The sequence below is a fragment of the Pseudomonas helvetica genome, assembly GCF_039908645.1.
In the GTDB taxonomy this organism is placed as follows: domain Bacteria; phylum Pseudomonadota; class Gammaproteobacteria; order Pseudomonadales; family Pseudomonadaceae; genus Aquipseudomonas; species Aquipseudomonas helvetica.
In genome coordinates this window covers 5,735,069-5,749,836 of the sequence record NZ_CP150917.1, presented here as the reverse complement: position 1 = coordinate 5,749,836, position 14,768 = coordinate 5,735,069, and the positions used below count along the sequence as shown (strand labels likewise).

The window sequence follows — 14,768 nt, the reverse complement described above, 5'->3', positions numbered from 1 at the left end:
GAGACCCTTGTAATGCCTGACCAAGATGTACGCTTGCAACACCTGAAAGTTTGGCTCGATGAGCAATTGGCAACGCTGTTTGCCGAGCAAGGATGGGGCGCCGTCCCCCCGGCCACATTGACCGCGGCCAGCAGCGACGCGAGTTTCCGCCGTTACTTCCGTTGGGAAGGTGATGGTAGAAGCTTCGTCGTGATGGATGCTCCACCGCCCCAGGAAAACTGCAAACCGTTCGTGGATATCGCCTTTTTACTGGCGAAATCCGGAATTAACGTGCCAAAAATCTACGCACAAGATCTTGAACGCGGTTTTCTTTTGCTCAATGACTTGGGCAATAAGACCTATCTGGACGTGATCGACAACGAAAATGCCGACGATTTGTTCAAGGATGCCTTGCAAGCGTTGCTGGCTTTTCAGCAGTTGCCGATGGATGCGCCACTGCCCAGCTATGACGTGGCACTGTTGCGCCGCGAACTGGAACTGTTCCCCGAGTGGTATGTGAAGCGCGAGCTGGGCATCGAGTTCGATTCGGCGCAGCAAATGCTCTGGCAACAAGTCAGCGACAAGCTGATCGACAGTGCCCTGGCCCAACCGAAAGTGCTGGTGCATCGCGACTACATGCCACGCAATCTGATGCTCAGCGAGCCTAACCCCGGCGTGCTGGATTTCCAGGACGCGGTGTACGGGCCGGTGACTTATGACGTGACGTGCCTGTTCAAGGACGCCTTCCTCAGCTGGCCCGAGGAGCGTGTGCGTGCTTGGCTGGCGAACTACTGGCAGCAAGCGGGGGCTCTCGGTATTCCGGTTCAGCCTGATTTCGAAGACTTCCTGCGCGCCAGCGACCTGATGGGTGTGCAGCGTCACCTGAAAGTGATCGGCATTTTTGCCCGCATCTGCCACCGCGACGGCAAGCCGCGTTACCTCGGCGATGTGCCGCGCTTCTTTGCTTATATAGAAGCAGTGATTGCTCGTCGTCCTGAGCTGGTGGAACTGGATGTGTTGCTGGCCAGTCTGCGCCAGTCGGTCGGAGTGACTGCATGAAGGCAATGATTCTGGCGGCCGGTAAAGGCGAACGCATGCGCCCACTGACCCTGACCACACCCAAGCCGCTGGTGCGCGTTGGCGGGGTGCCGCTGATCGAGTACCACCTGCGAGCGCTGGCGGCGGCAGGTTTCAGCGAGGTGGTGATCAATCACGCCTGGCTGGGACAGCAGATCGAAGATTACCTGGGCGATGGATCGCGCTATGGCCTGAGCATCCAGTACTCGTCGGAAGGTGAACCGCTGGAGACGGGCGGCGGGATCTTCCGTGCCTTGCCGCTCCTCGGTGATGAGGCCTTTGTGGTGGTCAACGGTGATATCTGGACCGATTACGACTTCACGGCATTGCGTCAGCCGATGGCGGGCCTGGCCCATCTGGTACTGGTCGACAACCCGGACCATCACCCGAGCGGCGATTTCAGTCTGGTCGATGGTCAAGTGCGGGACGGTCAGCCAGGTACGCAAACGCTCACCTACAGTGGCATCGCGGTGCTGCATCCGAAGCTCTTCGCGGCGTGCGTGGACGGCGCCTTCAAACTGGCTCCGTTGTTGCGCGACGCCATGGCGCAAGGGCAGGTGAGTGGCGAGCAACTGCGTGGGCACTGGATCGATGTCGGCACGCATGAGCGTCTGGCGCAGGTCGAACACTTGATAGAAGCGAGCTACTGATATGTTGTGGCCAGGGACTCTGATCGGAGCCGGAGCGGGCTTTGCGATAGCCAGCATTCCGGGGGCCATACTCGGTGCATTGTTGGGGCAGGCGCTGGATCGGCGCTTGCAGGTGCAAAGCCTCGGGCAGTTGCGTGAGCGACTCGGCGGTCGGCCGATGTTGCGTAACGATGAATTACTGTTTGTATTGCTGGGACGCCTGGCCAAGAGCGATGGCCGGGTGGTGGATGGTCATATCCACCAGGCGCGTCAGGAAATGCGTTCGCTGGACATGAGCGAATCGGCGCAGAAACGTGCAATCGCGGCGTTCAATCGTGGCAAGTCGGGGCATGATCACTTGCGCAGCTACCTGCGCCGTTTAAGCGCGCAGCCGCATGCCGCCGAAGGTGTGTTGCGCGCCTGTTGGCGGATGGTCTGGGCCGACGGGCGTGCCGGAAGCGCGGAGTTTGAGCTGGTTTTGCAGTGGGGCAAGTGGCTGGGGTGGACGCCGGAGCAGGTGCATGCCCTGGCCAGTGATTACGAGCCGCACAAAAAAACACTGGTAAACAGTGCCGCGGCTTATCAGGAGGCGCTGCGGGTGCTCGGGGTGTCAGCCACCAGTGAGCCGTCGCAAATCAAGCGTGCGTATCGACGTTTGCTCAGTCGCCATCACCCGGACAAGATTGCCGGCACAGGGGCGACTCCTTCCCAGGTGCGCGAAGCGACTGACAAAACCCGAGAGTTGCACAACGCCTATAAGTTGATACGCGAGCGGCGGGATTTTCGTTAACGGCTAATGGAGGGAAAACCCTGTGGCGAGGGAGCTTGCTCCCGCTGGGGCGCGAAGCGGCCCCAAAACGACCACCGCATTCCGTCAGGGATACCCAATGCGCAGAGTTTGCGACGGCTGCGCAGTCGAGCGGGAGCAAGCTCCCTCGCCACAGTTATAGGTCAGACGATAAATCTGTATCCGCCGATCAACTCCCGGTGTTCTGCGGATTCAACCAGCCGCGCACACGGCGGAACAATTGTTCCTGCTCGGCAGCGCTGTTACCTGGCAAAGTCTTGAGCGCCAGCTGATTGAACGTCGAGGCCTTCAGGCGTTTGCTGGCCTGCAAACGCTCCAGGGCAGCGCTCTGCACCAGCGCCTTGTCCTTGTAGTAGATGTCAAAGGTCGCCAGCTTCAAGGTGGTGGTCAACTCCGCCAGTCCGGGTTTCACTGTCACGGGTGTCTGCGCGGCGACCATCACGAATTTCGCGACTTGCGACGGTTGTTTTTCGCTCAGGTAGCGCGCGGCCCAATAAGCCCCTGTACCGTGACCGAGCAAGACGATGCTGCGAGCATTTTGTTGTTCGGCGAACGCAATGGCTGCGTCGATCCGTGCGTAGATCCGCTCGGCGTCAGCCTTGGCTTGCTCTTCGCCGGTCTCGGCAACCGCGCGATCGGCGATATCTCCTTCACCGCCGGCCACTTGCTCGATGGGGGCCGCAGTGCTGGCGTCTTTGCTGCCGGTCTCGGGTTTGGCAGGCGCGGGTGCGACATTGACGACGCGCGCTTGCGGGGCATTGCTTTGCAGGTCTGGCAGAGTAAGACTCAGGCTGCCCCAGTCAGCATCCGGTAGTTTTTGCCGCAAGGGACTGATCGCTTGAGGCCAATCAGCGGTTTCTCCAGCGCCGGGGATGATAATCACCGCACCTTTTGGGGTGCTGGTATTGGCCGGTTTCCACAGCGCGAGAAAGCTGTCACTGCCGGCCTGCAACGACTGTTGCTCTTGCGCGGGGACCGTTCGTTCGAGAGCGACGGCTTCTTCCTGGCTACGCTCTGGCAGAGGCTGGCGTTCGGCCGGTTTTGCTTCGGCGGGTTTTTCCGCGGTAGCGGATGCCGGGGCGGCAGCCTGAGCTGAAAAGGCACAAGGCAGGATCAGCGACAGGCACAATGCTGGCAGTGCCAAGCGGTAGACAGGGGGCATCGGATATTCCAGGCCAGAAGTAATCCCGGCAGCCTAATGGGTTGGTCAGTATTTGTCAGTGTGTGAGACTTCGGATGATGCGTTTTCGCTGCCTGTTGGTTATCGGCTGTTGCTGGCTTCCCTTGATGGCATGGGCGGCACCGGCGTTGCCTGCGCATGGTGCGCCGTTGAGCGTCGAGCAGCGCCAGTGGCTCGCTGAGCACAGCGAACTGCGCGTGGGTGTGGTACTGCAAGCACCTTTTGCACAGTACGACCGGCGCTTGCAGCGGTTGTCCGGAGCCAATATCGAATTGATGCAGTGGCTGGCCCGCTCGCTGAATATCGAGTTCTCGTGGCGCCACTTTCCTGATGTCGCGCAACTGGAAGAAGCCGTGCGCGAAGGTGAAGTCGACCTCGCGCCGGGTATGACCCAAACCCCCGCCGGCTTGCGTCTATGGCAATTCAGCGACCCGTACATGCGTGTGCCGCAACTGGTGGTTGGCGAACAGAAGGGCGCCGGTGCCATCGAACTGGAGAAACTCGACAGCCTCTCGCGGGTCGCTGTACGCATGCCGGGTGCGATTGCCGACTATCTACGCAACACTTACGGCAATCTCAACTTGCAAGGCGTGCCGACGGAGCGTGAGGCGCTGCAACTGCTGCTGGCTCAACAGGCCCGCTACGCTGTTGTTGATGAAGCCCAACTCAGCCGTTTGTCGATCGAACCCGAATTCTCCGGGTTGGTGGTGGTCGGCGATATTGGCCTGCCGCAATTGCTACGGGTGGCGACCCGCCGCGACTGGCCGGAGTTGGCCGGCATCGTCGAAAGCGCCTTGCATGCGATTCCCGCCAAGGATCTTGAGCAGTTGCACGCGAGCTGGCTGCAACCCAAATACCCGCGCCTGACCGAGTCGCCGGGGTTCTGGCAAAACCTTTGCCTGTTGTTGGCTGTGTTGTTCCTCAGCAGCATGGCCATCGTGCTGTGGCAGCGCCGTCAGCAACATACCCTTGAGCAGCGTTTACTGGCAGCCCGCGAAGACATTGCCCTGCGCGAGGCCAGCGAAGAAGCGTTGCGCCTGACGCAGTTTTCGATTGATCAAAGCACGGTCGGGATCCTCTGGGTCAATTGGGACAGTCATGTGCGTTACGCCAACCGTGCGGCGGAGGCGATGCTCGGTTATGCACCGGGTGGCGTCATTGATCGGCCACTGATCGACTTCGAGCCCGGGTTGCACATGGACCGTTGGTTGAGCCTGTGGAAGAGTGCCCGGGCCAGCGAAGACGCGCCACAAAGTTTCGAAACCAACTGCGTGCGCGCCGATGGCAGCATTTTGCCGGCCGACGTGTCGTTGAGTTTTCTGCGGTTTCGCGACAGCGAGTATCTGGTCGTTTACCTCAACGACGTTACCGAGCGCCGTCGGGCTCTGGCCGCCCTGCAGGAAAGCGAAGCCCGGTTGCAGGGGATTGCCGCCAACGTGCCGGGCCTGGTCTTTCGCCTGGAACGGGCACCGGTGACCGGGCAAATCGACTTTGCCTACATCAGCGAGGGCAGCGAGAGCCTGGTGGGCTATTCACCGGCAACCTTGAGCCGTCGCGACATGGGCCTGCGCAGTCTGGTGCATCCGGATGACAAGGCGAGTTATCACCAGACCCAGGATCACGCATTGGACACCGACAGTGACTGGTCGTGGCAAGGCCGGATTCTCACTCGCCAGGGCGAGGAGCGCTGGGCCGAGATCAAGGCCATCACGCGTCGGCTCGACGATGGCGCATTCGTCTGGGACGGGATTGTCTGGGACATCAGCGAGAGCAAACGCATCGAGCTGGAGCTGGCCAGCTCCCGCGAGCAATTGCGTGAACTGTCTGCGCACCTGGAAAGCGTGCGGGAAGAGGAAAAGGCCCGGATTGCCCGGGAAGTCCACGATGAGTTGGGTCAGATGCTGACGGTGCTGAAGCTGGAAACCTCGATGTGCGAACTGGCCTACGCCGATCTCGACCCGGGCTTGAGTGAGCGTCTCAACAGCATGAAACGCCTGATCGCTCAACTGTTCCAGCTGGTACGGGACGTGGCCACGGCCTTGCGCCCGCCGATTCTCGATGCCGGGATCGCGTCTGCCATCGAGTGGCAGGCCCGACGTTTCGAAGCGCGCACGCAGATCCCGTGTCTGGTGCAAGTGCCGGATAACCTGCCGACCCTCAGCGACGCCAAGGCTATCGGTCTGTTCCGGATTCTTCAGGAGGCGCTGACCAATGTCATGCGCCATGCGCAGGCGCATACTGTTGAACTGACACTGGTGCAGGAAGGCGACGAGTTGTGCCTGACGGTCAGCGATGATGGCGTAGGCTTTGTCGCCCCCGAAGGCAGGCCGACTTCCTTCGGGGTGGTCGGCATGCGTGAGCGGGTGCTGATCATGGGCGGCCAGTTGTCGCTGGAGAGTGAGCCGGGCGAGGGCACGACCCTGTGCGTATGTGTGCCGCTGGATTGATGAAAGATCGGGGCGTCCCTCTGTAGGAGTTGCCGCAGGCTGCGATCTTTAACGGCGCTCAACCCATCAATGAGGAGAAAAGCGTGATCCGTGTACTGGTAGCCGAAGACCACACCATCGTCCGTGAAGGCATCAAACAGTTGATCGGCCTCGCCAAGGATTTGCTGGTGGTGGGGGAGGCGAGCAATGGCGAGCAACTGCTCGAGACCTTGCGCCACATTCCCTGCGAGGTGGTGTTGCTGGATATCTCCATGCCCGGGGTTAACGGGCTGGAGGCGATTCCGCGGATTCGCGCACTGAACAATCCGCCAGCGATCCTGGTGCTGTCGATGCACGACGAGGCGCAAATGGCGGCTCGTGCACTGAAGGTCGGCGCTGCCGGTTATGCCACCAAGGACAGCGATCCGGCGTTGCTGCTGACGGCGATTCGCAAGGTCGCGGCAGGCGGGCGTTACATCGATCCGGAACTGGCGGACCGAATGGTTTTCGAGGTCGGCCTGACGGATTCGCGGCCGCTGCATTCATTGCTCTCGGAGCGCGAGTTTTCGGTGTTCGAGCGCTTGGCCCAGGGTGCCAACGTCAATGAGATCGCCCAGCAACTGGCGTTGAGCAGCAAAACCATCAGCACCCACAAGGCGCGGCTGATGCAGAAACTCAACATCACCTCCCTCGCCGAACTGGTGAAGTACGCGATGGAGCACAAGCTCCTCTGACACCACCCCTGATCTGCGTCCACCACACACTCGTAGCAGCTGGCGAAGCCTGCGTTCGGCGGCGAAGCCGTCGCAAATCCTGCAACCGCTTTCTTTCAGGCAGATCGCGTTAACCGGATTACGACTGCTGCACAGCCGAACGCAGGCTTCGCCAGCTGCTACAGGAACGTGTTGGCATGTCCATTTGCGACATGATGAAAAGCCCGACCCCAGCGGCTTTTGTGGCTTGCAGCCTGGTGCTGGCCACTATCGTTTATCGACATACCCAATCCCGCCATCCTTGTAGGGCAATCCCTACACCCAACCTTCCATCCGGCTGAGGCGATTCTCTCCTGCACCCCGATTTGCGCGGTCTGCAGGCTCCACTAGGCTTAGTCCTCAGCAGTCCTACATATAAAGAATACAAAGGTGCAGGTATGAGCGAGGTCGATTCAAGCGCTGGAGCGAATGATGTTCTGGTCAGCTTTCGTGGAGTGCAAAAGAGCTACGACGGCGAGAACCTGATCGTCAAAGACCTCAACCTGGAGATTCGCAAAGGCGAATTCCTCACCTTGCTCGGGCCGTCCGGCTCCGGCAAGACCACCAGTCTGATGATGCTCGCCGGTTTCGAAACGCCGACTGCCGGCGAAATCCTGCTGGCCGGACGTGCGATCAACAACGTGCCGCCGCACAAGCGCGACATCGGCATGGTGTTCCAGAACTATGCATTGTTCCCGCACATGACCGTGGCCGAGAATCTCGCGTTCCCGCTGACCGTTCGTGGCCTGAACAAAAGCGACGTCAGTGACCGGGTCAAGCGCGTGCTGAGCATGGTTCAGCTCGATGCGTTCGCCCAGCGTTATCCGGCGCAACTTTCCGGTGGTCAGCAACAGCGTGTGGCCTTGGCCCGGGCGCTGGTGTTCGAGCCGCAACTGGTGCTGATGGACGAACCGCTGGGTGCACTGGATAAACAGCTGCGTGAACACATGCAGATGGAGATCAAGCACCTGCACCAGCGCCTCGGCGTGACCGTGGTCTACGTGACCCACGACCAGGGTGAAGCTCTGACCATGTCCGATCGCGTGGCGGTCTTCCATCAAGGCGAAATCCAGCAGATCGCGCCACCGCGCGAACTCTATGAAAAGCCGAAAAATACCTTCGTCGCCAACTTTATCGGCGAAAACAACCGTCTCAACGGCCGTTTGCACAGCCACACCGGCGACCGCTGCGTGGTTGAGCTGGGGCGTGGTGAAAAGGTCGAGGCGCTGGCGGTGAATGTCGGCAAGACCGGCGAGCCAGTGACGCTGTCCATTCGTCCGGAGCGCGTGAGCCTTAACGGTTCCAGCGAATCGTGCGTCAACCGCTTCTCGGGAAGGGTGGCGGAATTCATCTATCTGGGCGACCACGTCCGTGTTCGCCTGGAAGTCTGCGGCAAGACCGACTTCTTCGTGAAACAGCCGATCGCCGAGCTCGATCCGGCGCTGGCGGTCGGAGACGTGGTACCGCTTGGCTGGCAGGTCGAACACGTTCGCGCGCTCGACCCACTTCTAGAGGCGAACTGATCGCCCCCGCTTCACCAACACCAACCCGCACGTGGAGAGAACAATAAATGTTGAGATCCCTGAAACTCACAGCACTGGCACTTGGCATGATGGGCGCGGCCCATGCAATGGCCGGCCCCGACCTGACCGTGGTGTCGTTTGGCGGCGCGAACAAGGCGGCGCAGGTCAAGGCCTTCTACGCACCGTGGGAAGCCGCGGGCAACGGCAAGATTGTCGCCGGTGAATACAACGGTGAGATGGCCAAGGTCAAAGCCATGGTCGACACCAAGAGCGTGTCCTGGGATCTGGTAGAGGTTGAATCGCCAGAACTGTCCCGTGGTTGTGACGAAGACATGTTCGAGCCGCTTGACCCGGCACTGTTCGGCAAGTCCGAAGACTACGTGAAGGGTGCCATCCAGCCATGCGGCGTGGGCTTCTTCGTGTGGTCGACCGTGTTGGCCTACAACGCCGACAAACTGGCAAGCGCTCCGACCAGTTGGGTGGATTTCTGGGATACCAAGAAATTCCCGGGCAAACGTGGCCTGCGTAAAGGCGCCAAGTACACCCTGGAATTCGCCTTGATGGCCGACGGCGTTGCGCCGAAAGACGTCTACAAAGTGCTGGCCAGCAAGGACGGTCAGGACCGCGCCTTCAAGAAACTCGATGAGCTCAAGCCAAGCATCCAATGGTGGGAAGCCGGCGCTCAGCCGCCGCAGTACCTGGCTTCCGGCGACGTGGTCATGAGCTCGGCCTATAACGGCCGGATCGCTGCCGTGCAGAAAGAAAGCAACCTGAAAGTGGTATGGAACGGCGGCATCTACGACTTCGATGCCTGGGCGATTCCAAAAGGCCTGGATAAAACCCGTGCCGCCGCCGCGAAGAAATTCATCGCGTACTCGGTCATGCCGCAACAGCAGAAAACCTACTCGGAAAACATCGCCTACGGCCCGGCCAATACCCAAGCCGTACCGCTGTTGTCCAAAGAGATTCTGAAAGACATGCCGACCACCCCGGAAAACATCGCCAACCAGGTGCAGATCGACGTCAGCTTCTGGGCTGACAACGGTGAGCAACTGGAACAGCGCTTCAACTCGTGGGCTGCGAAGTAAGCAGAGGGCTCGCCCTCCTGTGAGGGCGGGCTTTGTGGCGAGGGAGCTTGCTCCCGCTTGAGTGCGCAGCACTCACAAAATTGGTAGTTGTTAACAGAATTTTGGGGCCGCTTCGCAGCCCGGCGCGAGCAAGCTCGCTCGCCACAAAAGCTCGCTCCCACATTAACGATTGATCGAAGAATTTCGGAGTTCGCCATGGCCATCGCCGTTCCCCTGAACGAGGGCACCAATCGCACCTTGAAGCAGCGCCTTGCGCATGCCGAACGGGTCAACCGCTGGAAGGCCCAGGCCCTGATCGCGCCGTTGGTGCTGTTTCTGTTGTTGGTGTTTCTGGTGCCGATCGTGGCGCTGCTCTACAAAAGTGTCAGTAACCCGGAAGTGGTCGGCGGGATGCCGCGCACCGTGGCTGCCATTGCGACCTGGGATGGCCGAGGCTTGCCGGCGGATCCGGTCTTCAAGGCTGCCAGCGAAGACCTTCTTGAGGCCCGCAAAAATCAAAGCCTGGGCGATCTGTCCAAGCGACTGAATATGGAGTTGGCCGGCTATCGCAGCCTGCTGACCAAAACCGCGCGAGCGCTGCCGTTCAAAACCGAGCCGGCCTCCTATAAAGATGCACTCGAAGCGCTGGATGAACGTTGGGGCGACCCGGCCTACTGGCAAGCGGTACGCCGTAACACCAGCAGCATCACGCCGTATTACTTGCTGGCAGCGGTCGACCACCGGATCGACGACCTCGGCGAAATTGCCCCGGCGACCCCTGATCAGGCGATCTACCTCGAGATCTTTGCCCGGACCTTCTGGATGGGCCTGGTCATTACCGCGATCTGCCTGGTGCTGGCCTATCCGTTGGCATATCTGCTGGCCAACCTGCCGTCACGTCAAAGCAACCTGCTGATGATTCTGGTGTTGTTGCCGTTCTGGACCTCGATTCTGGTACGGGTGGCGGCGTGGATTGTCTTGTTGCAATCGGGCGGGCTGATCAACAGCGCGTTGATGGCGATGGGCATCATCGATAAGCCGCTGGCACTGGTGTTCAACCGCACCGGGGTTTACATCTCGATGGTGCACATCCTGCTGCCGTTCATGATTCTGCCGATCTACAGCGTGATGAAAGGTATTTCGCCGACCTACATGCGTGCGGCGATTTCCCTGGGTTGCCATCCGTTCGCCAGCTTCTGGCGGGTGTATTTCCCGCAGACTTATGCCGGTGTCGGCGCGGGTTGCCTGTTGGTGTTCATCCTGGCGATTGGTTACTACATCACCCCGGCGCTGCTCGGCAGCCCGAACGATCAGATGGTCAGTTACTTCGTCGCCTTCTACACCAACACCAGCATCAACTGGGGCATGGCGACCGCACTCGGAGGGCTGCTGCTGTTGGCGACTGTCGTGCTCTATCTGATTTACAGCTGGCTGGTAGGCGCAAGCCGCCTGCGCTTGAGCTAAGGGGAGAATCGAAATGCTGAGTCCTTATGTGTCGCCCATCGAACGGGTATGGTTCTACAGCTTGCGCATTCTCTGCGGGCTGATCCTGTTGTTCCTTATCCTGCCGGTGCTGGTGATCATCCCGCTGTCGTTCAACTCGGGGAGTTTTCTGGTCTACCCGTTGCAAGGTTTCTCGCTGCACTGGTACCAGGACTTTTTCGCCTCGGCCGAATGGATGCGTTCGCTGAAGAACAGCATGATCGTCGCCCCGGCGGCGACGGTGTTGGCGATGGTCTTCGGCACGCTGGCGGCGATTGGCCTGACCCGTGGTGATTTCCCCGGCAAGGCGCTGGTGATGGCGCTGGTGATCTCGCCGATGGTCGTGCCGGTGGTGATCATCGGTGTGGCCAGCTACCTGGCCTTCGCGCCGCTGGGATTCGGCAACAGCTTTGTCTCGCTGATCGTCGTGCATGCGGTGCTGGGTGTGCCGTTCGTGATCATTACCGTATCGGCGACGTTGCAAGGCTTTAACCAGAACCTGGTGCGTGCTGCCGCCAGCCTGGGGGCTTCGCCACTCACGGCGTTCCGCCGCGTGACCTTGCCGTTGATTGCACCGGGGGTGATTTCCGGGGCGCTGTTTGCCTTCGCGACATCGTTCGATGAGGTGGTCGTCACGTTGTTCCTTGCCGGCCCTCAACAGGCGACATTGCCACGGCAGATGTTCAGCGGCATCCGCGAAAACCTCAGCCCGACCATCGCCGCCGCGGCAACGCTGCTGATCGCCTTCTCGGTGTTCCTGCTGCTGACCCTGGAATGGCTACGTGGCCGCAGCGAGAAACTGCGTACCGCACAGGTGTAAGGATCTGTTTTTGTGGCGAGGGAGCTTGCTCCCGCTGGGTCGCGAAGCGACCCTAATATCAGCCACCGAGAGTATTCAGATGGAACGCGATTACCGGATTACGACCGCTTCGCGGCCGAGCGGGAGCAAGCTCCCTCGCCACAGGTTTTAGGAGTAACCGGCTCTTTCATTCGCGCAATAACAGACAAACCCCAATCCCCAGCTACTATTGTGCCCAGCTCCCCTATTCATAAGAGGCTGCGCACATGAGTATTTCCTCTTTCAAAATTGCTCACAAACTGCTCACCGGTGCTGGCGCCATTGAGCAGTTGGCCGCCGAGCTGACCCGTCTGGATGTCGACAACCCACTGATTGTCACCGATGCCGCGCTGGTCAAGTCCGGCACGGTGGAGCTGGCGCTGGCGCAATTGGATGGACGTACTTACGAGATTTTCGATCGGGTGTTGCCCGACCCGGAAATCGCCATCGTTGAAGACTGCATGCGCGTCTACCGCGAAGGCGGGCATGACGGCCTGATCGGACTCGGCGGCGGCAGCGCCATCGACATCGCCAAAAGTGTTGCAGCCTATGCCGGTTACCACGGCGCGCTCGAAGACTTGTTTGGTATCGATCAGGTGCCGCGCAAAGGCCCACCGCTGATTGCGATTCCGACCACCGCCGGCACCGGTTCGGAAGTCACCAACGTGGCGATACTGTCCGACAGGGTCGCGCAGCTGAAGAAAGGCATCATCAGCGATTATCTGTTGCCGGACGTGGCGCTGGTCAGCCCGCAAATGACCCTGACGTGCCCGCGCAGCGTGACGGCCGCCAGTGGCGTCGATGCGCTGGTGCACGCTGTCGAGTCCTACCTGTCGCTCAACGCCTCGCTGATCACCGACGCACTGGCCATCGGCGCTATCAAGCTGATCATCAAGGCATTGCCCAAGGCCTACACCAATCCTTCGAACCTGCAGGCCCGTGAAGACATGGCCACCGCCAGCCTGATGGCCGGCATGGCGTTCGGCAACGCCGGGGTCGGCGCGGTGCATGCCTTGGCGTATCCGCTGGGCGGACGTTTCAACGTGACGCACGGTGTCAGCAACGCCTTGCTGCTTCCGTATGTCATGGCCTGGAACAAAATGGCGTGCATCGAGCGTATGCAGGATATCGCCGAGGCGCTTGGGGTGAAAACGGCGCAGTTGAGCGCTGAAGAGGCGGCAGATAAAGCGGTCGAGGCCATGGCGCGACTCTGTGCCGCAGTGGAAATCCCCCAAGGCCTGCACAGCCTCGGTATACCAGAAGATGCAATCCCGGCGATGGCTGTGGAGGCCGCAGGAATAGAGCGATTGATGCGCAACAACCCGCGTAAATTGAGCACCGCCGATATCGAGAAGATCTATCGAGCGGCCTACTAGGACCAGACCCAATCATCGCGGTCACGGTGCGCGCGTCAAAGCATGAGGTATACAATGCGCGCCATCGTGATTCTGCTCAAAAAAGGTGCGTCATGCAGCCCTTCGCTATTGCTCCGTCGATTCTCTCCGCTGATTTCGCCCGTCTGGGCGAGGAAGTAGACAACGTTCTGGCCGCTGGCGCCGACATCGTTCACTTTGATGTCATGGACAACCACTACGTGCCAAACCTGACCATCGGGCCGATGGTTTGCTCGGCGTTGCGCAAATACGGCATCACCGCGCCCATCGACGCGCACCTGATGGTCAGCCCGGTAGACCGCATCATTGGCGACTTCATCGACGCCGGCGCGACCTACATCACCTTCCACCCGGAAGCCACGCTGCATGTCGACCGTTCCCTGCAAATGATCCGCGAAGGCGGTTGCAAGGCGGGCCTGGTGTTCAACCCGGCGACCCCGCTGGACGTGCTCAAGTACGTGATGGATAAGGTCGACATGATCCTGCTGATGAGCGTCAACCCGGGCTTCGGCGGGCAGAAGTTCATTCCCGGCACTCTCGACAAGTTGCGTGAAGCGCGCGCGCTGATCGATGCCTCGGGCCGTGACATTCGTCTGGAAATCGACGGTGGCGTGAATGTGAACAACATCCGTGAAATCGCCGCCGCTGGCGCTGACACCTTCGTCGCCGGTTCGGCCATCTTCAATGCGCCGAACTACCAGGAAGTGATTGAAAAGATGCGCTCCGAACTGGCGCTGGCTCGCCCATGAGTGGTTTTGAGCAGTTGTTCCCGGGGCGTCTGCCGCGGCTGGTGATGTTCGATCTGGATGGCACGTTGATCGATTCGGTGCCGGACCTCGCAGTGGCTGTGGATAACATGCTGCTCAAACTCGGGCGTGCCCCGGCAGGTCTCGACGCGGTGCGCGAATGGGTGGGCAACGGTGCGCCGGTGCTGGTCCGTCGTGCACTGGCAGGCAGTATCGAACACGCGAGTGTCGATGATGTCGAGGCCGAGCACGCGCTGGAGATCTTCATGGAAGCCTACGCGGACGGCCATGAACTGACGGTGGTTTACCCAGGTGTACGCGACACCCTGAAGTGGTTGCACAAGCAGGGCGTCGAAATGGCGCTGATCACCAACAAGCCGGAGCGCTTCGTCGCGCCGTTGCTGGATCAGCTGAAAATCGGCCGCTACTTCCGCTGGATCATCGGCGGCGACACCCTGCCGCAGAAAAAGCCTGACCCGGCGGCGCTGTTTTTCGTGATGAAAATGGCCAACATACCGGCCTCGCAATCGTTGTTTGTCGGTGACTCGCGCAGCGACGTGCTGGCGGCCAAGGCGGCCGGCGTGAAGTGCGTAGCCCTGAGCTATGGCTATAACCATGGCCGGCCGATTGCCGAAGAGTCCCCGGCGCTGGTGATTGACGATCTACGCAAGCTAATTCCCGGTTGCCTGGATCCAGCCGCTGAGATAACGTTGGCCGACGCTGTTCAATCCCCTCCTGGAAACTCCATCGTGGTGGTCACTCGCAAACTCTGGATGAAAGTCATCAAGGCCCTGGCCCGCTGGCGTTGGCGCGCCTGACTCGATCCTGGCCGGCTATCCGGCGCGTTTGCACACTTGACTGTTAGAC

General features: G+C 60.3%; 13 protein-coding genes. 12 read left to right on the top strand and 1 reads right to left on the bottom strand.

What is annotated here, in order from left to right; genetic code table 11:
• Nucleotides 1-12: 12 nt before the first annotated feature.
• From AABM55_RS26605 to AABM55_RS26595, 3 genes are read left to right on the top strand one after another with little or no spacing between them, the layout of a single operon-like run.
• Nucleotides 13-1,038, top strand: coding sequence for a phosphotransferase (locus AABM55_RS26605; RefSeq protein WP_347928162.1), 1,026 nt, complete (start codon nt 13-15; stop codon nt 1,036-1,038).
• Nucleotides 1,035-1,706, top strand: a complete 672-nt coding sequence (gene murU / locus AABM55_RS26600; RefSeq protein ID WP_347928161.1) for an N-acetylmuramate alpha-1-phosphate uridylyltransferase MurU — start codon at nt 1,035-1,037, stop codon at nt 1,704-1,706. Before AABM55_RS26605 ends, murU begins: the two co-directional genes overlap by 4 nt.
• Before the next feature lies 1 nt (nt 1,707).
• Complete coding sequence (locus tag AABM55_RS26595; RefSeq protein WP_347928160.1) at nt 1,708-2,475, top strand: DnaJ domain-containing protein; 768 nt, start codon at nt 1,708-1,710, stop codon at nt 2,473-2,475.
• A 187-nt stretch (nt 2,476-2,662) separates the two neighbouring features.
• Here AABM55_RS26595 and AABM55_RS26590 read toward each other — a convergent pair whose 3' ends face one another.
• Nucleotides 2,663-3,655: an alpha/beta hydrolase family protein gene (locus tag AABM55_RS26590; protein ID WP_347928159.1), complete on the bottom strand. Its 993-nt coding sequence runs from the start codon at nt 3,653-3,655 to the stop codon at nt 2,663-2,665.
• 74 nt (nt 3,656-3,729) lie between these two features.
• On the opposite strand from AABM55_RS26590, the gene AABM55_RS26585 reads away from it, so the two are divergent.
• The 9 genes from AABM55_RS26585 (at nt 3,730) to AABM55_RS26545 (ending at nt 14,719) form a co-directional block, all read left to right on the top strand.
• Complete coding sequence (locus AABM55_RS26585; protein WP_347928158.1) at nt 3,730-6,120, top strand: transporter substrate-binding domain-containing protein; 2,391 nt, start codon at nt 3,730-3,732, stop codon at nt 6,118-6,120.
• Between the two features lie 83 nt (nt 6,121-6,203).
• Complete coding sequence (locus AABM55_RS26580; RefSeq protein WP_054598191.1) at nt 6,204-6,833, top strand: response regulator transcription factor; 630 nt, start codon at nt 6,204-6,206, stop codon at nt 6,831-6,833.
• Nucleotides 6,834-7,249: 416 nt separating this feature from the next.
• Complete coding sequence (locus AABM55_RS26575) at nt 7,250-8,374, top strand: ABC transporter ATP-binding protein (RefSeq protein WP_054594303.1); 1,125 nt, start codon at nt 7,250-7,252, stop codon at nt 8,372-8,374.
• A gap of 47 nt (nt 8,375-8,421) precedes the next feature.
• Entirely contained in the window at nt 8,422-9,462 is a 1,041-nt protein-coding gene (locus AABM55_RS26570) for an ABC transporter substrate-binding protein (protein ID WP_054594302.1), read from the top strand.
• A 195-nt stretch (nt 9,463-9,657) separates the two neighbouring features.
• A complete protein-coding gene (locus tag AABM55_RS26565; RefSeq protein WP_054594301.1) occupies nt 9,658-10,905 on the top strand; it encodes an ABC transporter permease in 1,248 nt (415 codons plus the stop codon).
• Nucleotides 10,906-10,918: 13 nt separating this feature from the next.
• Entirely contained in the window at nt 10,919-11,743 is an 825-nt protein-coding gene (locus AABM55_RS26560; protein WP_054594300.1) for an ABC transporter permease, read from the top strand.
• A 245-nt stretch (nt 11,744-11,988) separates the two neighbouring features.
• On the top strand, nt 11,989-13,137 hold the full coding sequence (locus AABM55_RS26555) for an iron-containing alcohol dehydrogenase (protein WP_347928157.1): 1,149 nt from the start codon (nt 11,989-11,991) through the stop codon (nt 13,135-13,137).
• Nucleotides 13,138-13,229: 92 nt separating this feature from the next.
• Nucleotides 13,230-13,904 (top strand): ribulose-phosphate 3-epimerase, encoded by a 675-nt coding sequence (gene rpe / locus AABM55_RS26550; RefSeq protein ID WP_019693907.1) that lies wholly within the window; start codon nt 13,230-13,232, stop codon nt 13,902-13,904.
• Nucleotides 13,901-14,719 (top strand): phosphoglycolate phosphatase, encoded by an 819-nt coding sequence (locus AABM55_RS26545; protein WP_347928156.1) that lies wholly within the window; start codon nt 13,901-13,903, stop codon nt 14,717-14,719. The genes rpe and AABM55_RS26545 overlap by 4 nt, the downstream gene beginning before the upstream one ends.
• Nucleotides 14,720-14,768 lie beyond the last annotated feature (49 nt).

Bases quoted from the DNA above. Each gene is read 5' to 3' on its own strand.
- AABM55_RS26575 (WP_054594303.1), top strand. From the start codon at position 7,250: ATGAGCGAGGTCGATTCAAGCGCTGGAGCGAATGATGTTCTGGTCAGC.
- rpe (WP_019693907.1), top strand. From the start codon at position 13,230: ATGCAGCCCTTCGCTATTGCTCCGTCGATTCTCTCCGCTGATTTCGCC.
- AABM55_RS26585 (WP_347928158.1), top strand. From the start codon at position 3,730: ATGATGCGTTTTCGCTGCCTGTTGGTTATCGGCTGTTGCTGGCTTCCC.
- AABM55_RS26545 (WP_347928156.1), top strand. From the start codon at position 13,901: ATGAGTGGTTTTGAGCAGTTGTTCCCGGGGCGTCTGCCGCGGCTGGTG.
- AABM55_RS26560 (WP_054594300.1), top strand. From the start codon at position 10,919: ATGCTGAGTCCTTATGTGTCGCCCATCGAACGGGTATGGTTCTACAGC.
- AABM55_RS26570 (WP_054594302.1), top strand. From the start codon at position 8,422: ATGTTGAGATCCCTGAAACTCACAGCACTGGCACTTGGCATGATGGGC.
- AABM55_RS26605 (WP_347928162.1), top strand. From the start codon at position 13: ATGCCTGACCAAGATGTACGCTTGCAACACCTGAAAGTTTGGCTCGAT.
- murU (WP_347928161.1), top strand. From the start codon at position 1,035: ATGAAGGCAATGATTCTGGCGGCCGGTAAAGGCGAACGCATGCGCCCA.
- AABM55_RS26590 (WP_347928159.1), bottom strand. From the start codon at position 3,655: ATGCCCCCTGTCTACCGCTTGGCACTGCCAGCATTGTGCCTGTCGCTG.
- AABM55_RS26595 (WP_347928160.1), top strand. From the start codon at position 1,708: ATGTTGTGGCCAGGGACTCTGATCGGAGCCGGAGCGGGCTTTGCGATA.
- AABM55_RS26555 (WP_347928157.1), top strand. From the start codon at position 11,989: ATGAGTATTTCCTCTTTCAAAATTGCTCACAAACTGCTCACCGGTGCT.
- AABM55_RS26565 (WP_054594301.1), top strand. From the start codon at position 9,658: ATGGCCATCGCCGTTCCCCTGAACGAGGGCACCAATCGCACCTTGAAG.